Here is a 24,158-nt window from a genome sequence, read left to right as displayed (position 1 = left end):
AACTGTGGGCGAGATCACGAGCTTCTCCGATCGGACCAAGGCCTCTCTGCGGGAGGCGCTGCTCGACGCGGCCACCGAGCTGCTCACCGAACACGGCTACGCGGCCCTGCGGATGGCGGACGTCGCCGCCCGCGCCGGGGTGAGCAGGCAGACCGTCTACAACGAGTTCGGTACCAAGGCCACGCTCGCCGAGGCCGTGGTCCTCCGGACGACGTCGGAGTTCCTGGAAGGCATCCGGTTGCGCGTGCAGGACGCGCGGGATCTGCGCGCCGGGATCCGCGAGGCGGTCGTCTACACGATCGAGCACGCCAGGGAGAACCGGCTCGTCGCCACCACGCTGGGCACCGAAGCCGGCGAGGACCTCCTCCCCCTGCTCACCACCAAGGGCGAGCCCATCCTGACCGCGGCCACCGAGGTCGCGGCCGGGCAGTACCGGGAGTTCGAGCCGTCGCTCTCCCCGGAATCCGCCAGGCTGCTGGCGGAGACCGTCGTGCGGCTTTCCCTGTCCCATCTCGTCATGCCGACGCATCCGGCCGACGAGGCGGCGGCGGCGGTCGTCGCCGTGCTGGCACCCGCGATCCGGGCACTGACCACCGATTCGAAGGGGACATCATGACCGAAACGCTCTCCGAACTGCGGACCGGTTTTTCCTCACTGCGCAAGGGCGGGCTGAACTGGGACTCGTTCCCGCTGCGGCTGTTCGTCAAGGGCAACAAGAAGTTCTGGAACCCCGCCGACATCGACTTCTCCCGTGAACGCGAGGGCTGGGAGAGCCTGAACTCCGAACAGCAACGGTCGACGACCTATCTGGTGGCGCAGTTCATCGCGGGCGAAGAGGCGGTCACCGAGGACATCCAGCCGTTCATGCGGGCGATGTCCGCGACGGGCCGTTTCGGCGACGAGATGTACCTGACGCAGTTCTGTTTCGAAGAGGCCAAGCACACCGAGGTGTTCCGCCGCTGGATGGACGCCGTCGGGCTCACCGAGGACCTGCATCCGTACGTCGCGGAGAATCCCCACTACCGCAAGCTTTTCTACGAAGAGCTGCCGCGGTCCTTGCGCGCGCTGGAGGACGATCCCAGTCCGCTCAACCAGATCCGCGCGAGCGTCACCTACAACCACGTCATCGAAGGCAGCCTCGCGCTGACCGGGTACTACTCGTGGCAGCTGATCTGCACGCAGCACGACATCCTGCCGGGAATGCAGGAACTGGTACGCCGTATCGGCGACGACGAACGCCGCCACATGGCCTGGGGCACCTTCACCTGCCGCCGTCACGTCGCCGCGGACGATTCGCTGTGGGACGCGGTGCAACAGCGGATGGGCGAACTGCTTCCCCACGCGCTGGGCATGATCCAGTGGGTGCAGGACCAGTTCGAGGAGATCCCGTTCGACAACGATCCCGAGGAGATCATCCAGTACGCGGCCGACCGGGCGCAGCGGCGCCTCGGCGCGATCGAGTCCGCGCGGGGGATGCCGGTGGAGCAGATCGACCTCGACTACTCGCCGGAGAACCTCGAAGAGACCTTCGGCGAGGAAGACGCGAAGGCGATCGCCGCGGCCGCCGCCAACACCGCGGCCTAGCGCGTGAAGGCCCCCTTCCCTCGGCTGAGCCGAGGGAAGGGGCCTTCACGCGCGTTATGCGGCGGGCCAGTAGACGGCGCGCGTGCGGCCGTTCTCGTTGTCGGACAAGCCGATGATCGTCCCGTTCGGCGCGATGTGGGTGGCGACGCTGTAGGGACCGCCCGGCAACGCGCCCAGCACCGTCCGGGTGCCGTCGGCGGCCCACTTCGTCGCGATGTTGTTCTCCAGGCCCACGACCGTCCCCAGCCGGTCGATGTCGTAGCCCAGGCCGCGTTCGGCCGAAAGCGTCGTACGGGTTCCCGCCCGGCTCCACTTGGCCGGGCTCGCCGTGCCGAACACCAGGTAACCGCCACCGGCGGCGGCTCCAGCGTTGTTCACCGCACGCGCCCAGCCCGGATCCCGTTCCGGCCAGTCGAGCCAGGTCATCCGCCCGTCACGTTCCCACCGCACGGGTTTCGCGTTGCCGTTCACGTCGGCGCTGCCGACGATCACGCCGAAGTCGTTCATGTCCTCAGGGGTGCTGTACGGATTCCCGGGGGAAAGATCGGTGATCGCACCGGCGAGGTTCCAGCGCACGACGTGGTTGTTCCCGGCCGCGTCGGACGCCGTTCCGCCGACGGTCCTGCCGTCCGGGGTGATCCATTGCGCGTTGGCGAAGGATCCGCCCGGCAGCCCGCCGAGGTCCACCGCCTTGCCGTCCGGGTTCCACCGGATCGCGTGGATCTTCCCGTCGGCGGCCCGCCCGGTGCCGACGATCACCCCGCCGTCGGTGATCGCGTTCGCGGCCGCGTAATCCCCGCCGGGCAGGTACGGCAGCGCCGTGACCGTGCCGTCCGGTGACCATTTGACCGCCGCCCGGTTCGAGAAGTCCTTGTCCGCCCAGCCGACCGCGACGCCGGCGCGGTTGACATCCGTCGCGTTGCTCTGCTCGCCGCCGAGGGCCGGCAACGCGGAAATGCGGCGTTGCGCGTCCCACTTCGCCGCGTGGTACTTGATCTGGCCGTCCAGCGGCGTCGAGGAGCCGACCATGACACCGTCGTCGTTGACCGCGTTGACCTTGCTGTACTGGTCCCCCGGCAGGGTTCCGAGGTCGATCGGGGCGATCGCGGGAGCAGCCGCGGCCACCCCGGGCGCGATCAGCGGCAGGATGGCGAGCGAGACGCCCAGGGCAAGAACTCTTCCACTTCGCTTGAGTTTCATTTTTCTCCCCTTCGCGGTGGTTCGGTTCCACCGCGAAGGGAACACGCGTCAAAACTGTGACAGGTTGCCCCGAAGTGTCAGGCGTGTTCGCTCGCCGCCGCTTTTTCGAGTCCGAGGATGCTGATCGACTCCGCCCGCATCTCGACCTTGCGCACCTTGCCCGTGACCGTCATCGGGAACTCGTCGACGACGTGGACGTAGCGCGGGATCTTGTAGCGCGCCAGCTTTCCCTCGCAGAACTCCCGCACCGCTTCGGCCGTCAGCGGCTCGGCGCCCTCGCGCATGCGGACCCACGCCATCAGTTCCTCGCCGTACTTGTCGTCCGGGACGCCGATGACCTGCGCGTCGAGGATGTCCGGATGGGTGTAGAGGAACTCCTCGATCTCGCGCGGGTACAGGTTCTCACCGCCGCGGATGACCATGTCCTTGATCCGGCCGGTGATGTTGACGTACCCGTCGGCGTCCATGATCGCGAGGTCGCCGGTGTGCATCCACCGCGCCGCGTCGATCGCCTCGGCCGTCTTGTCGGCCTGCTCCCAGTAGCCGAGCATCACCGAGTACCCGCGGGTGCAGAATTCGCCCGGTTCGCCGCGCGGCACGGTCAGCCCGGTCTCCGGATCGACGACCTTGACCTCCAGATGCGGCCCGACCCGGCCGACCGTCGACACCCGACGCTCCACCGAATCGTCCGCGCGGGTCTGCGTGGACACCGGTGACGTCTCGGTCATGCCGTAGCAGATCGACACCTCCGCCATACCCATCCGGTCGATGACCTGCTTCATCACCTCGACCGGGCACGGCGAGCCCGCCATGATGCCGGTGCGCAGCGAAGACAGGTCGTGGGAAGCGAAGTCCGGGTCGGCGAGTTCGGCGATGAACATCGTCGGAACGCCGTACAGGGACGTGCATTTCTCGGCGGCGACGGCTTCGAGCGTGGCCCTCGGCTCGAACGCGGGCGCCGGGATGACCATGCAGGCGCCGTGGGACGTCGCCGCGAGATTGCCCATCACCATGCCGAAGCAGTGGTAGAACGGCACGGGGATGCAGATCTTGTCGGCTTCGGTGTAGTTGCAGAGTTCGCCGACGAAGTAGCCGTTGTTGAGGATGTTGTGGTGGCTCAGCGTGGCACCCTTGGGGAAACCCGTGGTGCCGGACGTGTACTGAATGTTGATCGGGTCGTCCGCGGACAGCTCGCCCTGGCGCTCGGCGAGCCGCGCCCGATCCGCGCCGCGTCCGTTCTCCAGCAGCGACGTCCACTCCGCGCTTTCGAGCAGCACGACATGGTCCAGCGCGGGGCATTTCGGCCCCGCTTCGGCGATCATGCCCGCGTAGTCCGACGTCTTGAACGACGCCGCGGCCACGATGAGCTTGATCCCGGCCTGGTTCAGCACGTACTCGAGTTCGTGCGAGCGGTACGCCGGGTTGATGTTGACCAGGATCGCGCCGATCTTCGCGGTGGCGTACTGGACGCAGGTCCACTCCCACCGGTTCGGCGACCAGATGCCGACGCGGTCGCCCTTGGCGATCCCGAGATCGAGCAGGCCCAGCGCGAGCGCGTCCACCTCGGCGGCGAGTTCGGTGTAGGTCCAGCGTTTTCCGGCGGCGCGGTCGACGAGCGCGTCCCGGTCGCCGAAGGCGGCGACGGTGCGATCGAAGTTGTCACCGATGGTGTCCCCCAGCAGCGGGGTGTCCGAGATTCCCGATGCGTAGCTCGGTACTGCGGGGGCGTCGGACATGGAGAACTCCTGCGTTCGGCGGCATCGACGCGTCGAGTCTAGGAACGCGGCGTGACGGCGGCCACCTGCAAGTGGAGACCACCTCAGGGGAAACCCGGAGGCCGGGTCCGGCCGCGGCCGATATCGTCGGAGACATGCGCCTCTACATCGTCGACGCCTTCACGTCCGAGGCCTTCGCCGGCAACTCCGCCGGTGTCGTGCTGCTGGACTCACCGGGCGACGCGGGCTGGATGCAGTCCGTCGCCGCCGAGTTGAAGCACGCCGAGACGGCCTTCGTCGAGGTCGACAGTGTCGACACTGTCCGCAGTGTCGAGAGTGAAGGCCCGAAGTCGCTTCGCTGGTTCACGCCGGAGACCGAAGTCGACCTGTGCGGGCACGCCACGCTGGCGACCACGCACGTCCTCGGCGGCGAACAGACCTTCACGACGAAGAGCGGCGAGTTGCGCTGCCGCGCCGAAGACGGCTGGGTGTCGATGGACTTCCCGTCCGATCCACCCCGCGAATCGGACGACGATCTGTCGTCGATCCTGCCGGGTGTCTCCATCGAGTACGTCGGGCGCAGCAAGCACAACCTGTTCGCGGTCGTGGACGACGCGTCCGTGGTGCGCTCGCTCGCCCCGCACCTCGCCGCGCTGCGCGCGCACTGGAACGGACGGTTGATGGTCACCGCACCGGGTGACGTGGACGGGATCGACTTCGTCACCCGGTTCTTCGCGCCGGGTGTCGGCATCGACGAGGATCCGGTCACCGGCTCCGCGCACTGTGTCCTCGCGCCCTACTGGGCCGCTCGCCTCGGCCGGGACAAGCTCGTCGGCGAACAGGCATCGGCCCGCGGCGGCATCGTGCGGATGCATCTCGAAGGCGACCGTGTCCTGCTTTCGGGGCAGGCGGTCACCGTGGCCAGCGGGGAGTTGCACGTCTGATGCGCCTGATCCTGAACGTCATCTGGCTCGTGCTGTGCGGCCTGTGGATGGCGCTCGGCTACGTCGTCGCCGGCGTCATCTGCTGCATCCTGATCGTCACCATCCCGTTCGGGCTGGCTTCGTTCCGGATCGCGGCCTACGCGCTCTGGCCGTTCGGCCGCACCGTGGTGGACCGGCGCGACGCCGGGGCAGCGTCGACGATCGGCAACGTCATCTGGTTCGTCTTCGCCGGGCTGTGGCTCGCGATCGGGCACGTGCTGACCGGGGTCGCGCTGTGCGTCACGATCATCGGGATCCCGCTGGGCGTGGCGAACTTCAAGATGATCCCGGTCTCGCTGATGCCGCTGGGCAAGGAGATCGTCGAGTTGCCGTAAGACTTCGGGGGTCGTGAGTGGTGATTCGGGTCGGTGAAAGGTGTCCCTGCCGCGCAGGCTGGATACCAAGGGTCTTCGTGGCGCGAGCCGGGCGTCCTTAAAGCACCTCCACGTGTCCGGTTTGAGCGCTTTGTGCGGGGGTCGCGAGTGGCAATGGTCGTTCTAACGCTCTTTATTACTCACGACCCCGCGCAAGCTCTCAAATCGGGCGCCGAAGACCGACCTTTAGTCCCTTGTGGACAGTCGTAGCCGCGTTGGTCCCCGCCGGACTCAGTCTTCGGGCTCCCAGGGCAGCGAAACGATGAGGCAGGGGCCGCCGACGAACAACCCGCCGTCGATCCCCAGCGCCTTGCCGCCCGCGTAGAGGTACGGCCCCTCGATCTGCGCGGGATGGATCCCGAGCTGATCGGCGATGACGCTGTGCCCGTGCACGATCCGCACGCCGCCGAGCCGGTCCATGACCTGCTGCGCGACGTCGGCGCCGTCCGGGCCGCGGAAGGCGTAGCGCGTGGTCATCCGCCGCCAGACGTCCCACCAGGCCTGGATGTCGCTGCCTTCGAGGATTTCGCGGCCGCGCGCGTTGATGGTGTCGATGTCCTCGCCCCAGTCGAGGTACTCGAGCGTGTCCGAATGCATCAGCAGGTGGTCCGCGGCCAGCGTCAGCATCGGACGGGAAGTCAGCCATTCGATATGTTGCGGGGTGAGCCTGTCCTGGTCTTCGAGCAGGCCGCCGTTGATCTCCCAGCTGCGGGCGAAGCTGCGCGGACCGAAATCGGACGGCACCTCGGTGTCGCCGAAGTGGTACATCCCGAGCAGCAGGATCTCGTGGTTGCCCAGCAGCGTCCCGCAGTGCCCGCCCGCGGTGGCGGCCTGCCGCTCCAGCCGCATCACCAGGTCGATGACGCCGACGCCGTCGGGCCCCCGGTCGACGAAGTCACCGAGGAACCAGAGGGTCGCTTCCCCACCGGACCAGTCGTCGTCGGAGTCGATCAGCCCCTTCTCCCGGAGCGCTTCGGCCAGCTCGTCCCGGTGTCCGTGCACGTCACCGACCACGTAGGTCGGGGACGCGGGCTGATCGTCGTGCATCTTCTGACGATAAGCCCTCCGCATGCGGCTGTGCCGATCAGCCTTCGCCGAACGGGTCACCGGTCCGCCCGACCAGATCGGCGATGGAGTCGATGATCTTGGTCGGCCGGTACGGGTAGTGCTCGGCACTCTCCCGCGTCGAGATGCCGGTGAGCACCAGGATCGTCTGCAATCCGGCCTCGATTCCCGAGTGGACGTCGGTGTCCATCCGGTCGCCGATCATCAGCGTTGACTCGGAATGCGCGCCGAGCCGCCGCAGCGCGGAGCGCATCATCAGCGGGTTCGGCTTGCCCACGTAGTACGGCGAGCGGCCGGTCGCCTTCTCGATCAGTGCCGCGACCGAACCGGTGGCGGGCATCGAGCCCTCCATGCTCGGACCGGTGGCGTCGGGGTTGGTGGCGATGAACTTGGCGCCGCCTTCGATGAGCCTGATCGCGCGGGTTATCGCGCTGAAGCTGTACGTGCGGGTCTCGCCGAGGACCACGTAGTCCGGGTCGCGTTCGGTCAGCACGTAGCCGACCTCGTGCAGGGCCGTGGTGAGCCCGGCTTCGCCGATCACGAACGCCGAGCCGTTCGGCCGCTGCGACGCGAGGAATTTCGCGGTCGCCAGCGCGGAGGTCCAGATGGCCTCCTCGGGGATGTCGAGACCGGTCCGCTCGAGCCTCGCCCGCAGGTCGCGCGGGGTGTAGATCGAGTTGTTGGTCAGCACCAGGAAGCCGATGTCGTTGGCACGCAGCTCCTTGAGGAACTCGTCCGCGCCGGGTACGAGGTGTTCCTCCTGGACCAGCACGCCATCCATGTCGCTGAGGTATGTCCAACGGCGCTCGTTCATGACGCCCACCCTAATGATCGGAGACGGCGTGAACAGCCACGGACGCCGCCTTGACCGAAAGATTGACCGGTGTCCCGGGTTCGAGCGCCAGGTCGGCGACCGCGGCCGGGGTGAGGTCGGCGGCGACGCCCGCCGCCCAGTCGTCGCCGCGGGCGCGGACGCGGATCACCGGTCCGTGGGGTTCGAGCGCGTCGACGATTCCCTCGACGGTGTTACGCGGGCTGCCCCGATGCTCGCCGTCCCGCGGGTACACCGCGACGGCACTGGGCGCGAAGACGGCGACGGCCGCCTCGCCCATGACGACGTCCTCCGCCGGGATACCGGCCAGCGACAGCCCTCCCGACGTGCGCAAACCGCCCTCGGCGGCGATGCCGGGTACCAGGTTCAGCCCGGCGATCCGCGCGGTGAACGCCGTGCGCGGCGCCGAGAGGACCTTGCGGGCCTCGCCGCGTTCGACGATCCGGCCGCCGTCGAGGACGGCGACGTGGTCGGCCAGCGCCAGCGCGTCGAGCGGGTCATGGGTGACGAGGACGGTCGGCGGCCCGGAACGCAGGACCCGCCGAAGCAGCCCCCGGATGGCAGGCGCCGCGTCGACGTCCAGAGCGGCGAAGGGCTCGTCGAGCAGCAGAAGTCCCGGCTCGGCCGCCAGCGCCCGCGCGATCGCGACGCGCTGCGCCTGCCCTCCGGAGAGTTGCGCGGGCCGTCGTCCGGCCAGTTCGAGCGCGTCCACTTCGGTCAGCCACTCCCGCGCACGTTTCTTCGCCTCGGCGCGGCCGGCGCCGGTCGAACGCGGAGCGAAGGCGACGTTGTCCAAAGCGGACAGATGCGGGAAGAGCAGCGCGTCCTGGGAGAGCAGGCCGATGCCGCGCGCGTGCGGCGGCAGGTCTGCCAGGTCGCGGCCGTCGAGGGTGATCCGCGCCCGGCCGGGCCGGAGCAGACCGGCGAGGCAGCCGAGCACACTGGACTTGCCCGACCCGTTCGGGCCGAGCAGCGCGAGCACACCGCCGTCGGCGACTTCGAAGCCGACGTCCAAGGTGAACTCGCCACGCCGGAGGGCGAGTTCGGCCAAAAAGGTCACGACCGGACTCCTTCGAGCGCGCGCGGCCGGGCGAGCGCGATCACCGCGACGGCGACCAGGATGAGCAGCAACGCGAGCGCCACCGCGCTGTCGACGTCGACCTCGGCCTGGGTGTAGACCTCCAGCGGCAGGGTCCGGGTCACCCCTTCCAGGCTGCCGGCGAAGGTGATCGTCGCGCCGAACTCGCCCAGCGCCCGCGCGAAGCTCAGCACGATGCCCGAACCGAGCGCGGGCAGCAGCAGCGGCAGCGTGACCCGGCGGAACACGGTCCACGGTTTGGCGCCCAAGGTCGAAGCGACCCTTTCGTACCGGTCACCGGCGCCGCGAAGGGCTCCTTCGAGGCTGACCACCAGGAACGGCATCGCGACGAACGTCTGCGCGATGACCACGGCCGCCGTGGTGAACGGCACCTGCTCACCGGTCAGGGTGGTCACCAGGATGCCGAGGAAACCCTTGCGGCCCAACAGGTACAGCAACGCCAGGCCGCCGACCACCGGCGGCAGGACCAGCGGCAGCAGCACCACGGCGCGCAGCAGGCGGACGCCGCGCGCCCCCGAGCGCGCGAGCACCACCGCGAGCGGGACGCCGAGCAGTACACAGGCCACAGTGGACAGCCCGGCGGTGATCAGCGACAGCTTGAGCGCGTTCAGCGACGACGTCGAGGTGATGAGGCCCGGGAAGCGGGTCAGGTCCGAACGCACCAGAAGGCCGACGACCGGCAGGACCACCAGCGCCAGCGCGCAGATCGCCGGCGGCCACAGCACCCACGGCACCCCGGCTCCCGCATTTCGTCCTCTGGATGCGGTCCTTGCGCGTGCATCTACCGCGTTCAGAGGACGAAATGCGGGGTCAGGGCGTGCCAAAACCGGCCTTCGCGAGTTCGGTCCTGCCCTCCGCGCCGAGGACGAAGTCCCTGAACGACCCGGCGAGCTGAGCCTGCGGAGCGTCCTTCACCACCGCGATCGGGTAGTCGTTGATCGCGCCCGCCGCCTCCGGGAAGTCCACCCTGTCCACCTTCGCGGCCGCTGATGTCGCGTCGGTGACGTAGACGAGCCCGGCGTCGGCGTCGCCCGACCGCACCTTCGCGAGCACCGACTTGACGTCCTGCTCCTCGCTCGCCGGCTTGAGCGTGACGCCGGACGACTGCTGGACCTTCTTCGCCGCCGACCCGCACGGCACCTGCGGCGCGCAGACGACGACGGTCAACCCGTCCTTCGCGAGATCGGCCAGCCCTTTGACGCCCTTGGGGTTGCCCTTGCCGACCGCGATGGCGAGCCGGTTGGTGGCGAACACCGACGGCTGCCCGTCGATCAGCTCGGCCTTGGCGGCCTTGTCCATATTGGCCTTGTCTGCGGAGGCGAAGACGTCCGCCTTCGCGCCTTGGGTCAGCTTCTGGACCAGTGCCGAGGAGCCCTCGAAGCTGAACTTCACGGTCACCCCGGGGTTCTGCGCTTCGAACCGCTTGCCCAGCGCCCCGAACGACTCCGTCAGCGACGCCGCCGCGAAGACGGTCAGCGTCCTTCCCCCTTCTTGAGGCGCCGCCTCCGAACCACAGGCCGTCGCGGCCAGCGCCAGCGCGAGCAGGACGGGGGCGAGCTTCCTCATCGGCTTCCTTCCGGGGTTTCGATCACGACGGTGGTCGCCTTGACGACGGCGACCGCGAGCACTCCCGGCCGCAGCCCGAGTTCGCGGACGGCCTCGGCGCTCATCAGGGAGACCACGCGATGCGGCCCGCACTGCAACTCGACCTGCGCCATCACCTTGTCCGTGATCACCTCGGTGACGAGCCCGACGAACCGGTTCCGCGCGGAGCGGCCGACACTCGAGGGGTCCTCGGGCTGTTCGGCCTGTGCCTTGGCGAACGCGGCGAGTTCGGCGCCGTCGACGACCTTGCGGCCCGCCGAGTCGTCGAACGCGGTCAACTGGCCGGCGCGTACCCAGCGGCGGACGGTGTCGTCGCTGACACCGAGCAGACGAGCGGCCTCGGACAACCGGAATTGCGGCATGTACGGAAGGTTACTTCCGCAGATGCGGAAAAGCTACGAACGCAAAGAATTGCCGGGGAGTTCGTCGCGGAGGCCGTCGAGCACCGCGCTCTGGAATCGCTCCAGCACTTTCCGTTCCTCGGGAGAGAACTGTTCGAGCACCGTCTTCATGTTCGTGTACGCGGATTCGAAGAGCGGCGCGTGCCGCTCCATGGCGTCGGGGACGGCCGCTATCAGGACCTTCCGGCGGTCGGCGGGGTCACGGACGCGGCGGGCGAGACGCGCCTTCTCGAGCCTGTCCATGACGCCGGTCACAGCGCCCGTCGACAGCCCGGTGAGTTCGGCGATCCTGCCCGCTGTCAACGGTCCTGGCGCCTGGCTCGCCAGTTCGAGCACCTTGTGATCGGTGGCCGACAGGCCCATCCGCTCGGCGATGCGCGCGTGCCGGAGAACGGTCAGCGTGCCGGTCTCCCTGCCGAGATGGGCGAACCGGGCCAATTCCTCCGCCGAGAGCGGATATTTCGCCATCCGGAAACCCTTCCGATTCTGTGCGAAAAGGGATTGTAGACAGTCGGTTTTCGCTCACTTCGGGGTTAGTCTGGTGTCAATGACATCAGTCGATCTCGGGTTTCCCCGTGTCCCCGGCACACGAGGGCGTACCAACGTGCCCAGGCCGGACAACCCCGCCCTGATCGACACCTTCGGCCGCGTGGCGACCGACCTGCGGGTGTCGCTCACCGACAAGTGCAACCTTCGCTGCACCTATTGCATGCCCGCCGAAGGGCTCGAATGGATGCCGAGCGCGGACGTGCTGACCGACGACGAGCTCGTGCTCCTCCTGCGGATCGCCGTCGAGCGGCTCGGGATCACCGACATCCGGCTCACCGGTGGCGAACCGCTGCTGCGCCAGGGCCTGGAGAAGATCGTCGAGCGGGTCGCGGCACTTGAACCGCGGCCCCGGCTTTCCATGACCACCAACGGGATCGGGCTCGCGAAACGCGCGAAGTCGCTCGCCGACGCGGGGCTCGACCGGATCAACGTCTCACTGGACACCGTCGACCGCGCGCTGTTCGAGAAGATCACGCGTCGCGACCGGCTTTCGCACGTGCTCGCCGGTATGGCCGCCGCACGCGAGGCGGGGCTGGACCCGGTGAAGGTCAACGCGGTGCTGATGCGCGGGCTGAACGAGGACCAGGCCGTGCCGCTGCTGAAGTTCTGCCTCGCCGAGGGCTACCACCTGCGCTTCATCGAGCAGATGCCGCTGGACGCGCAGCACGGCTGGACCCGCGCCGACATGATCACCGCGGAGAAGATCCTCGGCATGCTCGGCGAGGAGTTCACGCTGTCGCCCTTCCCCGCCGCGCGCGGCGGCGCGCCCGCCGAACGCTGGCTGGTCGACGGCGGACCGGGCGACGTCGGCGTGATCGCGTCGGTGACCCGCCCCTTCTGCGGCGCCTGCGAGCGCACCCGGCTGACCGCGGACGGCGCGGTGCGCTCGTGCCTGTTCAGCAACGACGAAACCGACCTACGCGCCCTCGTGCGCGCGGGCGCGCGCGAAGAAGAGGTGGCGGACGCCTGGCGGGCGACCATGTGGGGCAAGCTCGCCGGGCACGAGATCAACGAGGCCGGGTTCGCGCAGCCGATCCGGCCGATGAGCGCGATCGGCGGCTGACATGGTGACCATCGTGGTGCGGTACTTCGCGTCGGCCCGCGCGGCCGCCGGCCTCGACGAGGAGAAAGTGACCCTGCCGGACGGCGCCCGCGTCTCCGACGCCGTCGCCCGTCTGCGCGAACTCCACCCGGAGAAGCTGGCGAAGCTGCTCGACGCCGTCTCCTATCTGCTGGACGGCGTCGCGGTGCGGGATCTCACGCGGCCGCTGACCGACGCGGCCGAAATGGACGTCCTGCCCCCGTTCGCCGGCGGCTGACCTGCGCGAACGGCGAAAGTGGCAGCAAAGGTCCCTTGCTCGCCGTCTCGAGTTCACCGTCCGGTCGCCGAAGCAGCCGAGGATGCGCCAGTGATCACTCCCCGCCGTCTTCTCGCCGCACTGCTCGCCGCGGTCGCCGCCACGAGCCTCGCGACCGCTCCGGCGTCCGCACGCGAACGCGGCGTCCGGCCGCTGCCGCAGGCGCACAGTCACAACGACTACGAGCACACGCGTCCGCTGCACGACGCGCTCGATCAGGGCTTCACCAGTGTCGAGGCCGACATCTTCCTGGTGGACGGGCAGCTCCTGGTCGCGCACGACCTCGCGGACACCCGCCCGGACCGCACCCTGGAGTCGCTCTACCTGGAGCCGCTGCGCAAACGCGTCCTGGCCAACCACGGTGTCGGCGTGTACCGGCAGCGGGCCCCCTTCGAGGCACGCTTTCCCGCCGAGAAGGCATCGACGGAGTTCCAGCTGCTGATCGACGTCAAGGGGGACGCGAACAGCACCTACGCGGCACTCGAGAAACGCCTGTACGACCCGCGCTACTCCTTCCTCTTCTCTGTGTACGCGTTCGGACACGTCAAGAAGCGGGCCGTCACCGCGGTCATCTCCGGCGGGCGCCCCAAGGACGTGATGCTCGGACAGCGATTCCGGCTGGCCTTCTACGACGGCCGCATCAGGGACCAGAACGACCTCGGCATCGGTTCCGACCGCCGGGTCACGCCACTCGTCTCGGACTCCTGGAGCGGTCTTTTCACCTGGACCGGTGACGGCCCCTTCCCCGCGGGCGAGCGGGCGAAACTGCACGATCTGGTCGAACGGGCCCACGCGGCGGGTCAGCGCGTGCGCTTCTGGGCCACGCCGGACACCCCCGGGCCCGGTCGTGACGCATTGTGGAAAGAGCTGGTCACCGCCGGGGTCGACCACCTGAATACGGATGACCTGCCAGGACTGGCGGACTTCTTGAGGTCTCGCTAAAGTGCCCGGCCCATTCGCGCCCGAAGGCGCACGAATGGTCCAGTCATCCCTTAATCCACGTGATGCAAGCCTCACGATCCGTGAATTATCTCGGCCAGGAAACGGTCCGATAACGGCCCGCTGACCTGCATGAACAGCCGAATCGTCCGGGGTTGCGTGCTGTTACTGTGATGTAGGTCACAGCTCGAATAATTTCCGATCAGGCCGTTCGTTACGTACCGTCGCTTTTCGGTTGGCCCCGACCGACCACGCAACACCGGGAACCCGTAGCGCCGAGCCCTGTCCAACGGATTCCCGGACCCAACCCCGAGCGAAAGCATTTCCGGACAGGGACGAGGGGACCGAGCCGACGCGTCGTGCGTCAGGTGAAGTCAGCCGGCCTGAGACGGCCGGCCAGGACCCACGGGTCTTTACCCTCAGCACAGGCTCGTAGGCGCAGGGAGCGAGATTCACTCACATGTCTTACCGAGGCAAGCACCGCAAGATGTCCGCCGCCACCCGTCACATCGCCCGCGTCGCCATTGCGGGTGTCGCGGTCGGCGCCCCCCTCGCAATCGCCGCGACCCCCGCGTCGGCGACCAACTGGGACGCCATCGCGCAGTGCGAGAGCAGCGGCAACTGGAACACCAACACCGGTAACGGCTACTACGGTGGCCTGCAGTTCTCGCCGAGCACCTGGCGTGCCTACGGCGGCACCGGCAGCGCGCACAACGCGTCGCGTGAGCAGCAGATCGCCGTCGCCGAGCGGGTCCTCCAGGGCCAGGGCATCGGCGCGTGGCCGAACTGTGGCAAGAAGGGCGGCTCCGCCAGCCCCGCCAAGGCCAAGTCGAGCGCCCCGAAGGCCACCAAGAAGGTGACCCCGAAGAAGTCGACCGCTCCGGTCACCAAGCAGCAGGCGCCGGCGCCGGCGCCGGCTCCGGCCGCCGCCAACGTCGCGAACTCGAACCCGGCGGGCGACTACACCGTCGTGGCCGGCGACACGCTGTCCAAGATCGCTTCCAAGTTCGACGTCCAGGGCGGCTTCCAGAAGCTGCAGGAGCTGAACAAGGATTACGTGCCCAACGCCGACTTCATCGTCGTCGGCCAGAAGCTCGCCACCAAGTGAGCTCTTGAGCACCGGTAAGTCGTGATGCCCGCGGGATTCCCCGCGCGGCCACGTCACGGCTGAGACAAGGCCCCACCGCGCCATTCCCCCGGCGGTGGGGCTTTGTCGTGTCCGGGCCCCGGTGCGTGCCGAAAGCGCCCCTTCCGTCCGCTACGGCGAGTTGACCCATTCGTCACTGCCGTCGCTGAAGTGCTGGTGCTTCCACACCGGCAGCCGCGCCTTGACCTCGTCGACCAGCTCCGAGCAGGCGGCGAAGGCCTGGCCCCGGTGCTCGGCCGCCACGGCGCACGCCAGCGCGACGTCACCGATGGCCAGCGCGCCCAGCCGGTGACTGACGGCGACCGCCCGCACGCCCTCCCACTTCCCCGAGAGGTCCGCGACGACCTCCGTGAGGACGTCGGCGGCGCTGGGGTGTCCTTCGTAGGCGAGCCGGTCCACCGACCGGCCACCGTCGTGGTCCCGCACGACCCCGCCGAAGGTGACGACGGCGCCCGCGGCCGCGTCGTCCACCAGGCGGGCGTGCTCCTCGACCGAAAGCGGCTCGTCGACCACCGCGATCCGTGCGACCCGAACGCTCACTGCTGTGCCTCCCGTGGGTGGTCGCCGCCCGCCAGCTGGTCGACGGCGTGATCGAGGATCCCGTCCAGTACGCCCAGGCCGTCCTTCACCCCGCCGCGCGAGCCGGGCAGGTTCACGATCAGGGTCCGGCCTGCGACGCCGGCGACCCCGCGCGAGAGCACGGCCGTGGGCACCTTGGGCAGTCCGGCGGCGCGGATCGCGTCCGCGACGCCGGGGAGTTCGTAGTCGAGGACGGCGCGCGTGACGTCCGGGGTGCGGTCCGTCGGCGAGATCCCGGTGCCGCCGGTCGTCACGATCACCTGGACCCCGGCCGCGACGGCGTCCCGCAGGGCTTCGCCGACGGGTTCCCCGTCCTCGACGACCACGGGCCCCGGCACGTCCCAGCCCCGTGCGGCCAGCCAGTCCGTGATGACCGGGCCGGTGGTGTCCTCGTAGACGCCCTTCGCGGCACGGTTCGACGCCACGATCACCCTCGCGACCCGGTTCACGGCCGCTCCCAGGTCCCGGTCTTGCCGCCGTCCTTGTGGATCAGGCGGACGTCGTCGAGGGTCGCCGCCGGATCGACGGCCTTGATCATGTCGTGCAGGGTCAGCCCGGCGACGGCGACGGCGGTCAGCGCCTCCATCTCGACGCCGGTCCGGTCGTTCGTCTTCGCGGTCGCGGTGATGTGCACGGCGGTCTCGTCGAGGACGAACTCGACCTTCACGCCGGACAACGCGATCTGGTGGCAGAGCGGGATCAGCTCGGGCACCTTCTTCGCGCCCATGATGCCCGCGATCCGGGCGGTGGCCAGGGCGTCGCCCTTGGGGAGCCCGTCCGTCGCCAGCAGGCCAAGCACCTCGGCCGTGGTGTGCACGGTGCCGCCCGCCAGCGCGATGCGGGCGGTGGGCGTCTTGCCGGAAACGTCGACCATACGGGCGGCACCCGTATGGTCGACGTGGCTGAGTTCACTCACGCCCAGAGGTTAGTCCTCAGAACATCCGCTGCTTCGCGCGAACCTCGTCGAGCGCCTTCTCGCGTTCCTGCCGCTGCTCCGGCGTCATCGATGCGAAGAGCCCGCCCCTGTCCGCGGCGCAGGCCGTGTCGCGTGCGGGGCGCTTGCCTTCCACGAGGAACCGGTTGACGGCGTTGTTGCCGCACGCGTTCTCGTCGCTCAGCCAGACCCCGTGCCCGCCCGCGTCCACGGTCACGATCCGCGCCCGGTCACCGAGCGCGCGGCGCATCTCCTTGGCTCCGCTCAGCGGCGTCGCCGGGTCACGCAGGTTCTGCACCATCAGGATGTTCGACGGTCCCCGATCACCGATCCGTACCGGCGGCTCGATCGGCTCGGACGGCCAGTACGCGCAGGCCCAGATGTTGGCCCCGGCAGCGCCGAACATCGGGTACTTCACCCGGTCCTTCGCGACGTTGCGCTGATAGGTCGCGACGTCCTCGGGCCAGTCCGCGTCGTTGCAGACCACGTGCAACTGCCCGGCCAGCAGCTGCGCCGGGTCGATCTGCTGGGCCTGAGCGGTCAGCTCCACGGTGCCTCCGGTGTCGAGCGCCTGCCACTGCTGCGCCAGCACCGGGAAGGAGCTGGTCGCGTAGAGCGCGCCGAAAGTGCCCATGCGGAACGCCGCGCCGTCGACACCGGGGACCGCGCCGCCGTCGAGTTTGGCGACGAGGTCGTAGAACTTCGCCGTCACCTGCTGCGGAGTGCGGCCCAGCCCGTAGCTCGCGTGCCGCGCCGCCGCCCATTTCGCGAAGTCCGGGAAACGGTCCTCGAACCCCTCCGCCAGGCGACGCGAAGTGGCCGGATCGAGCCCGCCGGGCCCGGTCACGCTGTCGATCACGACGCGATCGGTCTGCCGCGGGAACAGCGTCGAATACACGGCGCCCAGGTAGCTGCCGTATGAAACGCCGTAGTACGAGAGTTTCTCCTCGCCGAGGGCTTCCCGGATGCGGTCCATGTCGCGCGCGGTGTTGGCCGTGGTCATGTACGGCAGGTTCGCGGCGGTGTTCGAGGCCCCGCACTGCTTCGCGATGCCCTCCACGTACTTCGCGCGCTCCGCCACCGCAGCCGCGTCACGCGCGTACGGCGGGACGTTGCTCACCTGCTGTTCGGGCTTGAGGTCGCAGGTGACCGGCGTGCTGTGCCCGATCCCGCGCGGATCGAAGCCGATGATGTCGTACGTGTCGAGCACGCTCGACGGCATGCCCGCCGCGCGCAACCCGGCGGGCATGGCCAGCCCCGGCCCGCCGGGGCCGCCCGGGTTGGTCAGCATGATCCCGCGCCGCTTCGCCGGCTTGGTGCTCGCGAGCTTCGAAACGGCGATGTCGATGGTCTTCCCGCCCGGATTCCGGTAGTCGAGCGGGACCTTCAAGGTGGCGCACTGCACGCCGGGCGCGGCCACGTCCTCCGGGCACGGCCCCCAGCGCACGGACGAAACCGCGGCGGACGCCGTGGCCGGTACGAGTACCGCCACGGTCACCGCCGCGGCCGTGAGTGTCCCGATCCTGCTCAGGACAGAGCGATTCATCCCCAACCCCCGTCATGATCGACTTCTTGGTCGAGTCGAGCCTATGAGCGGGGCATCGGCGAAGTCGTCACCCTGAAGTCGGCCCCGGGATCGGCCTCAGTGATGACGATCCCACCGAATGGAGCAAGGGACCTTTGCTACCGCGTCCTACGCCTGAGCTGCGGTCTTGCCCGCCTTCGCCGCCTTCTTGACGGCCTCGGCGACCGCCGGGGCGACGGCGCTGTCGAACACGCTCGGCACGATGAACGAAGCGTTCAGCTTGCCGTTGTCCACGACGTCGGCGATGGCGTCGGCGGCCGCGAGGAGCATCGAGTCGTCGATGTGGTGCGCCTGCGCGTCGAGCAGCCCGCGAAAGACGCCGGGGAACGCCAGCACGTTGTTGATCTGGTTCGGGAAGTCGCTGCGGCCGGTGGCGACCACGGCGGCGTGCTTCTGCGCTTCCAGCGGGTCGATCTCCGGGTCCGGGTTGGCCAGCGCGAACACGACGGCGTCGGACTTCATGGTCGCGACCTGCTCGGCCCCGAACAGGTTCGGCGCGGAGACCCCGATGAACACATCGGCGCCGACGAGCGCCTCGTGCAGCGTGCCCGCCTGCTGCTCCTTGTTCGTGTGCTCGGCGATCCAGGTCAGGTTGTCGTCGAGGTTGCCGCGCTCGGAGTGCACGATGCCGTCGATGTCGGCGGCCACGATGTCGCCCGGGTTCTTGCCCAGCAGCAGGCGGATGATCGCCGAACCCGCCGCGCCGACGCCGCTGACGACGATCTTGCAGTCTTCGATGTTCTTCCCGACCACGCGCAGGGCGTTGCGCAGCGCGGCGACCACGACGATCGCGGTGCCGTGCTGGTCGTCGTGGAACACCGGGATGTCGAGCTGCTCACGCAGGCGCTTCTCGATCTCGAAGCAGCGCGGCGCGGCGATGTCCTCGAGGTTGATGCCCGCGTAGACCGGCGCGAGCGCCTTCGCGATCATGATGATCTCTTCGGTGTCCTGGGTGTCCAGGCAGACCGGCCACGCGTCGACGTCGGCGAACTTCTTGAACAGCGCCGCCTTGCCCTCCATCACCGGCAGCGCGGCGGCCGGGCCGATGTTGCCCAGCCCGAGCACCGCGGAGCCGTCGGTGAGCACCGCGACGGTGTTGCGCTTGATGGTCAGGCGGCGCGCGTCCTCGGGGTTCGCCGCGATCGCCTGGCAGACGCGGGCGACACCCGGCGTGTACGCGCGGGAGAGGTCGTCACGGTTGCGGAGCGCGACCTTGGGGGTGACCTCGATCTTGCCGCCGAGGTGGATCAGGAACGTCCGGTCGGAGACCTTGCGCACGCGGACGCCCGGCATCGAGTCCAGGGTCTGCGTGATGTCCTGCGCGTGGTTCTCCGACAGGGCGTTGGCGCTGATGTCGACGACGATCGAGTCGGGGTGCGACTCGACGACGTCGAACGCGGTCAGCACGCCACCGACCCGGCCGACGGCGGTCGTCAGATCACCCGCCGCGGTGGACGACGCGGGGGCCTCCACCCGGACGGTGATCGAATATCCGGGACCGGGAACCGGCATGGCACTACCCCCGCTGAGGAACGCTCGAATAGGTCGATCGAAAACCTACTCCCGTGACGACCGCCACGAACCCTCGCAGGGGGTAACCGGCCAGTAGCTTCCTACCGGTTGATCTCGGTCTCGGGGTGCACGTAAGGCACGCTCTCGAGCGGGAAGGTCACGTCGCCGAACGGGGACAGCGCGCCCTGCCGATCGGACGCGAGCTCGGTGACGGGGTGCTCCCCGTCTTCACCGGGCCACGTGGGGTCGATGCCCGCGCGCTTCTTGTTATCGCCCTTCGCCACAACGTCCTCCAGAGCATGGTCAAGCTGTTTCACGGGACAGTCTGCCCGAACGCGGCTGCCGGGCCACCACCCGCCCGGTATCCTGGTCCTCTATGCCCGCGCCCTCCCTGGCGGACTGGCTGCGCCAGGAGTCCGACGACGCTCTCGCGGCACTGCTGCGCACTCGTCGCGACCTGTCCACGCCGCCCCCGTCCGACACCATCGTGCTCGCCACCCGGGCCGGTACGCCGGGCTCCGTCGCGCGCGCCTGCGAAGACCTCGACACCTTCACACTCGCCGTCCTCGACGCCCTGCTGCTGGCGGGTGCGGACACCGAGCCGGTCGCCGCGGCCGAGGTCGCGCGGCTCGTGGGCGAGAAGATCGGCGAGCCGCTGGCGCTGTTGCGCAAGCGGGCCCTGGTCTGGGGTGAGGACGACGCGCTGCGCGTCCCGCCGTCGGCCCGCGACGCGCTCGGCCCCTTCCCCGCCGGGCTCGGGTCGTCGTCACCCGCGCTCGCCGGAACGGATGTCGACGCCGCGCTCGCGGAGGTCGGCGAGGACGAACGCGCCGTCCTGGCGACGCTGGCGGCCGGGCCGCCGATCGGCCGGACCCGGGACGCGGCGGCCGACGTCCCGCTGGAGCGGGCGCAGAACCCGGTCCAGCGCCTGCTCGCGCGCGGCCTGCTGCTGCGCCGGGACGACCAGACCGTCGAGCTGCCGCGAGAGATCGGGATCGCGTTGCGCGGTGGGTCGGTGTTCGACCCGGCGTCGTTGCGCGAACCGAAACTCCCCACCCATCCGCATCAGTCGTCCACAGTGGACACGACGGCGGCGGGTGAAGCGATGGAATTCTTGCGCCAGACCGAAAATATGCTTCGCGCGTGGTCGGAGACGCCGCCGCCGGTGCTGAAGTCCGGCGGGCTCGGGGTCCGCGAACTGAAGAAGCTCGCCAAGGATCTCGACGTCGACGAAACACGGGTGACCCTGCTCGCGGAGATCGCGGTCGGCGCCGGGCTGGTGGTCGACAGCGAAGCGACCACACCGGAATGGGTGCCGACGACGCTCACGGATTCGTGGCTCGCGTCGCCGACCGCGCAACGCTGGATGACGATCGCCCAAGCCTGGCTCGAACTGCCCCGGCTGCCCGGTCTCGCCGGCGGGCGGGACGCGAAGGACAAGCCGATCGCGCCGCTTTCGGAGGATTTGCGCCGTCCACTGGCACCCACGTCGCGGCGGCGGATCCTCCTGGCCTTGGCCGCGCTTCCCGACGGCGCGGGAGTGAAGAGCACCGACGAACTGGTCGCCGCGCTCGCCTGGCGCGCGCCGCGGCGGGGCGGACGGCTGCGAGACGAGACCGTGCGCTGGACGATGGCCGAGGGGGCGGCGCTCGGCGCGATCGGGCTCGGCGGCCTCACCACGGCGACGCGGGCGCTGCTGGCCGAAGACCGCCCAGGGGCGGTCGAGGCGATGATCGACGCGCTGCCGCGTCCGGTGGACCACGTCCTCGTCCAGGCCGATCTGACCGTGGTCGCGCCCGGGCCGCTGGAAGCCGAACTCGCGGCGGAGATGACCGCCGTCGCCGACATCGAATCGGCAGGACACGCGACCGTCTACCGGATCACCGAGACGTCCGTGCGGCGCGCGCTCGACACCGGGCGGACCGCGGGCGAGCTGCACCAGCTGTTCTCGACGCGGTCGGCGACGCCGGTGCCGCAAGGACTCACCTATCTGATCGACGACGTCGCCCGGCGGCACGGGCGGCTGCGCGGCGGGGCCGCCGAGTCCTTCCTGCGCTGCGACGACGCGTCGCTGCTCGCCGAGGTCATGGGCAGCCCCGTCGCGACCGAGTACGGCTTGCGGATGATCGCGCCGACGGTGCTCATCAGCGCGTACCCCCTCGCCGAAGTCCTCGACGCGCTCCGCGCCGCCGGGTTCGCCCCGGCCGCCGAAGGGCCCGACGGGCGCGTCATGGACATCAGGCCGTCTGGACGTCGTCTTCCCGCGAAGGCACGTGCCGCGCGTCGTGCGCCTGGCGAGCCCGCCGGGCTGACCGACGACCAGGTCGGCAAGATCGTCGCGCACGTCCGGGCCGGCGACGCCGCTTCGGCGCGCCGCCGGGGCGAGACGGTGCGCGCGCCACAGGGAGGCGGCTCCGGGGACACGTCCGCGACGCTGGCGCTGCTGTCCCAGGCGACCATCGAGCGCCGCGAGGTGTGGATCGGGTTCGTCGACTCACGCGGGACGGCGAGCCAGCGGGTGGTGCGGCCGCTGCGGGTCGGCGGCGGGGTCCTCGAAGGGACCGACAACGAGCGCTACCCGCTGCACCGGATCACGTCGGCCGCTTTGGTGGAGGACTGACGCCGCGCGTTCGGCTAGACCAGCTGTTCGGTGCGAAGATCCTTGAGCACCATCGACATGGCCTCGCCGTGGGTCGGCCAGTCCGGTGTGCCGATCCCGGCCGAATGCAGCGCGGCGCGGACAGCGGCGTGTCCCTCGGCGATGGCTAGGGAAAGGTCGTCACCGGAAATATCGGCCTCGATCTCCATCACCGCACGCGCCGCGTCCGCCGAGACCGCGCTGTCGACGAACCCGTCGAGGCAGCGTTCTTGCCGGAGCAGCGCTCGCATCACCTTGTCGCAGTAGTCGAAGAGATCACCGTCGCCGTCGGCGATGAAGACCCAGTGCGCGTGGACCCTCACACCCATCAGGAGCTCCCTTCGATCTCGTAACAAGGTTGGCGAAGCAGCCAGGACACCGCGTTCTTGCCGTAGTTGCCGCCGCTCGGCGTCAAATGGATCCAACGTTGGTGCTGCCCGCACGGACACCGGACGGTGTAGTAGGTCGGTGGATCCAAGATCCTCCATCCTGCCCGATGGAAGTGCTCGAGAACAGCTTCCAGATCCTTCCTAGGATGCTTTCTCCAGTACCCCACCGGCTACTCCTTGCCCAGGTTAACGCAGATCAGGAAGACCGGCGTCACGCTGAGATCCCGTTCACGGACGACCGAGAGGAAACCACGGCGAAGGGCGATTCATCACCGAAAGCGACCCATGTTCACCGTAAGCAGTCAACGAGACATGCCCTTTGCCGCGCCGCAAGGAGGCCGAGGCGGATCTGGTCTTTCCTGAGGGGCGCGCCGAGAGCCACCGGAACGCATTCAGAGGACGAAATGCGGGACGGATCAGAGGGCGCGCAGGCCCTGAAGCACCCGTTCCATGAAAGCGCGCGAAGAGGAGTCGCCGAGGATCAGCTCGGTCTGGTGGATCAGCACCAGACTGGCGTCCGCCATGTCGCCCACGAGCACCTTCACCACGCCAAGCGGCAGCTGCAGATGCGCGGCGATCTCCGCGATCGACCGGGTGTCGAGGCAGAGATCGCAGATCTGGCGGTGCTCGGGAGTCCGCACGCCGCGGTACCGGCGGCCGTCCTCGCTGGTCGACACCAGCGCCTCCAGCGCCAGGTCGTGCGCGGTGCGGGTGCGTCCACCGGTGCGGGTGTAGGGCCGGACCCGGGAGCCCGAAGCCGGCGGCAGGTAGACCGAGGCGGGGGCGACGTCAGCGTGCGCGGGACGCGGAGGCGACTGGCGGATCGGCGAGGGCGCCGGCGCGGGAGGCGGCTCGGCCGGGCGCCGCGGCATGACCGTGCTGATCGAGCTCAGCTCGAAGCGGCTCGGCGAATCGAAGGCTTCGCGTTCGGTGCCCTGGTAGAGGGAGTCCCAGCCGGAGGGTTCCGGTTCGGTGAATCCGGTGATCTTCATCCGTCACCCACGTACGCCGCCCTGGAGCTGCGCGCGCAGCTCGGGGGTGATCTGCTGGCCGACCCGCTCGACGAGCAGGGTCATCTCGTAGGCCACGGTGCCGATGTCACAGGTCGGCGCGGCCAGCACGGCGAGTGACGAGCCGTCGGCGACCGACATGAGGAAGAGGTAGCCGCGTTCCATCTCGACGACGGTCTGGTTGACCCCGCCCGCGTCGAAGCAGCGCGCCGCGCCGGCGGTGAGGCTGATCAGCCCGGAGGCGACCGCGGACAGCTGTTCGGCCCGCTCCTGCGGCAGCCCTTCCGACGGCGCGAGGAGAAGACCGTCCGCCGAGACCAGCACGGCGTGCGCGGCACCGGGAACCCGGCGCGCGAAATCCGTGATGAGCCAGCCGAACGAGCTTTGCTGCCCGGATGCCGTCACAAGTCCCTCCTCGCTGCTCAAGACCACCTGGGCGGCGTGGTCCGGACGTCTCCCGTCCACCTGCACCGATCCCGGTACCGGCGAGCCGAAAGACGCCTCCACCCAGCGTATTCGTCCCGTCGATCGTGTCGAGCCCGCCACCCGGCCATCGCCGTTAACCCACCGTAAACGTCCAGCCGCTCACCGCGTCGACCCATCGCGAACCACGCATTCGTGGGTCACCCCGTGGTGGCCGGGTGCGACCGGGCGTGAACC

The 24,158-nt window shown here is 69.4% G+C and carries 25 protein-coding genes and 1 pseudogene; 9 read left to right on the top strand and 17 right to left on the bottom strand.

Features of this window, described 5'->3' with window-relative positions:
- Positions 1-4: 4 nt before the first annotated feature.
- Both ACLJQ7_RS11815 and ACLJQ7_RS11810 read left to right on the top strand, forming a co-directional pair.
- A complete protein-coding gene (locus ACLJQ7_RS11815) occupies positions 5-616 on the top strand; it encodes a TetR/AcrR family transcriptional regulator (RefSeq protein WP_410648226.1) in 612 nt (203 codons plus the stop codon).
- Positions 613-1,584 (top strand): R2-like ligand-binding oxidase, encoded by a 972-nt coding sequence (locus ACLJQ7_RS11810; RefSeq protein ID WP_410648225.1) that lies wholly within the window; start codon positions 613-615, stop codon positions 1,582-1,584. Before ACLJQ7_RS11815 ends, ACLJQ7_RS11810 begins: the two co-directional genes overlap by 4 nt.
- 54 nt (positions 1,585-1,638) lie before the next feature.
- Here the strand turns inward: ACLJQ7_RS11810 and ACLJQ7_RS11805 are convergent, their stop codons facing one another.
- Entirely contained in the window at positions 1,639-2,784 is a 1,146-nt protein-coding gene (locus ACLJQ7_RS11805; RefSeq protein WP_410648223.1) for a hypothetical protein, read from the bottom strand.
- A 77-nt stretch (positions 2,785-2,861) separates the two neighbouring features.
- The gene (locus ACLJQ7_RS11800; protein ID WP_410648222.1) at positions 2,862-4,520 is read right to left on the bottom strand and encodes an AMP-binding protein; all 1,659 of its coding nucleotides are present in this window, start codon (positions 4,518-4,520) and stop codon (positions 2,862-2,864) included.
- Positions 4,521-4,654: 134 nt separating this feature from the next.
- Here ACLJQ7_RS11800 and ACLJQ7_RS11795 point away from each other — a divergent pair, with 134 nt between their 5' ends.
- Together ACLJQ7_RS11795 and ACLJQ7_RS11790 are read left to right on the top strand one after the other, a co-directional pair.
- Complete coding sequence (locus ACLJQ7_RS11795; protein ID WP_410648220.1) at positions 4,655-5,443, top strand: PhzF family phenazine biosynthesis protein; 789 nt, start codon at positions 4,655-4,657, stop codon at positions 5,441-5,443.
- Positions 5,443-5,817 (top strand): YccF domain-containing protein, encoded by a 375-nt coding sequence (locus tag ACLJQ7_RS11790; RefSeq protein ID WP_061984965.1) that lies wholly within the window; start codon positions 5,443-5,445, stop codon positions 5,815-5,817. Before ACLJQ7_RS11795 ends, ACLJQ7_RS11790 begins: the two co-directional genes overlap by 1 nt.
- Positions 5,818-6,087: 270 nt before the next feature.
- Here the strand turns inward: ACLJQ7_RS11790 and ACLJQ7_RS11785 are convergent, their stop codons facing one another.
- From ACLJQ7_RS11785 to ACLJQ7_RS11755, 7 genes are all read right to left on the bottom strand, one after another.
- Positions 6,088-6,903, bottom strand: coding sequence for a metallophosphoesterase family protein (locus ACLJQ7_RS11785; protein WP_410648219.1), 816 nt, complete (start codon positions 6,901-6,903; stop codon positions 6,088-6,090).
- Positions 6,904-6,940: 37 nt separating this feature from the next.
- Positions 6,941-7,735: an HAD-IIA family hydrolase gene (locus ACLJQ7_RS11780; protein ID WP_034308369.1), complete on the bottom strand. Its 795-nt coding sequence runs from the start codon at positions 7,733-7,735 to the stop codon at positions 6,941-6,943.
- 10 nt (positions 7,736-7,745) lie between these two features.
- Entirely contained in the window at positions 7,746-8,813 is a 1,068-nt protein-coding gene (locus tag ACLJQ7_RS11775) for a sulfate/molybdate ABC transporter ATP-binding protein (protein WP_410648218.1), read from the bottom strand.
- The gene (locus ACLJQ7_RS11770) at positions 8,810-9,586 is read right to left on the bottom strand and encodes an ABC transporter permease (protein WP_410648217.1); all 777 of its coding nucleotides are present in this window, start codon (positions 9,584-9,586) and stop codon (positions 8,810-8,812) included. Before ACLJQ7_RS11770 ends, ACLJQ7_RS11775 begins: the two co-directional genes overlap by 4 nt.
- A 76-nt stretch (positions 9,587-9,662) precedes the next feature.
- On the bottom strand, positions 9,663-10,418 hold the full coding sequence (gene modA / locus ACLJQ7_RS11765) for a molybdate ABC transporter substrate-binding protein (protein ID WP_410648216.1): 756 nt from the start codon (positions 10,416-10,418) through the stop codon (positions 9,663-9,665).
- Positions 10,415-10,819 (bottom strand): molybdopterin-binding protein, encoded by a 405-nt coding sequence (locus ACLJQ7_RS11760; RefSeq protein ID WP_192743799.1) that lies wholly within the window; start codon positions 10,817-10,819, stop codon positions 10,415-10,417. The genes modA and ACLJQ7_RS11760 overlap by 4 nt, the downstream gene beginning before the upstream one ends.
- Positions 10,820-10,852: 33 nt before the next feature.
- Positions 10,853-11,326: a MarR family transcriptional regulator gene (locus ACLJQ7_RS11755; RefSeq protein ID WP_410648215.1), complete on the bottom strand. Its 474-nt coding sequence runs from the start codon at positions 11,324-11,326 to the stop codon at positions 10,853-10,855.
- 79 nt (positions 11,327-11,405) lie between these two features.
- Between ACLJQ7_RS11755 and moaA the strand changes: the two genes are divergently transcribed.
- The 4 genes from moaA to ACLJQ7_RS11735 all read left to right on the top strand — a co-directional run bounded on the left by moaA (position 11,406) and on the right by ACLJQ7_RS11735 (position 14,812).
- Positions 11,406-12,470: a GTP 3',8-cyclase MoaA gene (gene moaA / locus ACLJQ7_RS11750; RefSeq protein WP_410648213.1), complete on the top strand. Its 1,065-nt coding sequence runs from the start codon at positions 11,406-11,408 to the stop codon at positions 12,468-12,470.
- Position 12,471: 1 nt separating this feature from the next.
- Positions 12,472-12,726: a MoaD/ThiS family protein gene (locus ACLJQ7_RS11745; RefSeq protein WP_410648212.1), complete on the top strand. Its 255-nt coding sequence runs from the start codon at positions 12,472-12,474 to the stop codon at positions 12,724-12,726.
- Between the two features lie 90 nt (positions 12,727-12,816).
- Positions 12,817-13,707, top strand: a complete 891-nt coding sequence (locus ACLJQ7_RS11740) for a phosphatidylinositol-specific phospholipase C/glycerophosphodiester phosphodiesterase family protein (protein ID WP_410648211.1) — start codon at positions 12,817-12,819, stop codon at positions 13,705-13,707.
- Between the two features lie 457 nt (positions 13,708-14,164).
- The gene (locus ACLJQ7_RS11735) at positions 14,165-14,812 is read left to right on the top strand and encodes a transglycosylase family protein (RefSeq protein ID WP_410648210.1); all 648 of its coding nucleotides are present in this window, start codon (positions 14,165-14,167) and stop codon (positions 14,810-14,812) included.
- A 150-nt stretch (positions 14,813-14,962) separates the two neighbouring features.
- On the opposite strand, the pseudogene ACLJQ7_RS11730 reads toward ACLJQ7_RS11735, so the two are convergent.
- From ACLJQ7_RS11730 to ACLJQ7_RS11710, 5 genes and pseudogenes are all read right to left on the bottom strand, one after another.
- Positions 14,963-15,879: pseudogene (locus tag ACLJQ7_RS11730) on the bottom strand (molybdenum cofactor biosynthesis protein MoaE).
- A complete protein-coding gene (moaC, locus tag ACLJQ7_RS11725; RefSeq protein WP_410648209.1) occupies positions 15,876-16,346 on the bottom strand; it encodes a cyclic pyranopterin monophosphate synthase MoaC in 471 nt (156 codons plus the stop codon). Before moaC ends, ACLJQ7_RS11730 begins: the two are co-directional and overlap by 4 nt.
- Before the next feature lie 16 nt (positions 16,347-16,362).
- Positions 16,363-17,910, bottom strand: a complete 1,548-nt coding sequence (locus tag ACLJQ7_RS11720; protein ID WP_410648208.1) for an alpha/beta hydrolase — start codon at positions 17,908-17,910, stop codon at positions 16,363-16,365.
- A gap of 147 nt (positions 17,911-18,057) precedes the next feature.
- On the bottom strand, positions 18,058-19,461 hold the full coding sequence (locus ACLJQ7_RS11715; protein ID WP_410648207.1) for an NAD-dependent malic enzyme: 1,404 nt from the start codon (positions 19,459-19,461) through the stop codon (positions 18,058-18,060).
- 101 nt (positions 19,462-19,562) lie between these two features.
- The gene (locus ACLJQ7_RS11710; protein ID WP_007033389.1) at positions 19,563-19,745 is read right to left on the bottom strand and encodes a hypothetical protein; all 183 of its coding nucleotides are present in this window, start codon (positions 19,743-19,745) and stop codon (positions 19,563-19,565) included.
- Between the two features lie 92 nt (positions 19,746-19,837).
- Here ACLJQ7_RS11710 and ACLJQ7_RS11705 point away from each other — a divergent pair, with 92 nt between their 5' ends.
- A complete protein-coding gene (locus ACLJQ7_RS11705; protein ID WP_410648206.1) occupies positions 19,838-22,081 on the top strand; it encodes a helicase-associated domain-containing protein in 2,244 nt (747 codons plus the stop codon).
- Between the two features lie 14 nt (positions 22,082-22,095).
- Here ACLJQ7_RS11705 and ACLJQ7_RS11700 read toward each other — a convergent pair whose 3' ends face one another.
- The 3 genes from ACLJQ7_RS11700 to ACLJQ7_RS11690 form a co-directional block, all read right to left on the bottom strand.
- Positions 22,096-22,428 carry a hypothetical protein gene (locus ACLJQ7_RS11700; protein WP_410648205.1) on the bottom strand — a complete coding sequence of 111 codons (333 nt, stop codon included), beginning with the start codon at positions 22,426-22,428 and terminating at the stop codon, positions 22,096-22,098.
- A gap of 476 nt (positions 22,429-22,904) precedes the next feature.
- Positions 22,905-23,480 carry a DUF742 domain-containing protein gene (locus ACLJQ7_RS11695; protein WP_410648204.1) on the bottom strand — a complete coding sequence of 192 codons (576 nt, stop codon included), beginning with the start codon at positions 23,478-23,480 and terminating at the stop codon, positions 22,905-22,907.
- Between the two features lie 3 nt (positions 23,481-23,483).
- Complete coding sequence (locus ACLJQ7_RS11690; protein WP_038507851.1) at positions 23,484-23,903, bottom strand: roadblock/LC7 domain-containing protein; 420 nt, start codon at positions 23,901-23,903, stop codon at positions 23,484-23,486.
- Positions 23,904-24,158: the final 255 nt, after the last annotated feature.

Source organism: Amycolatopsis sp. cmx-4-54, assembly GCF_046548895.1.
Lineage (GTDB): Bacteria > Actinomycetota > Actinomycetes > Mycobacteriales > Pseudonocardiaceae > Amycolatopsis.
This window is presented reverse-complemented; position numbering and strand designations above follow the sequence as displayed.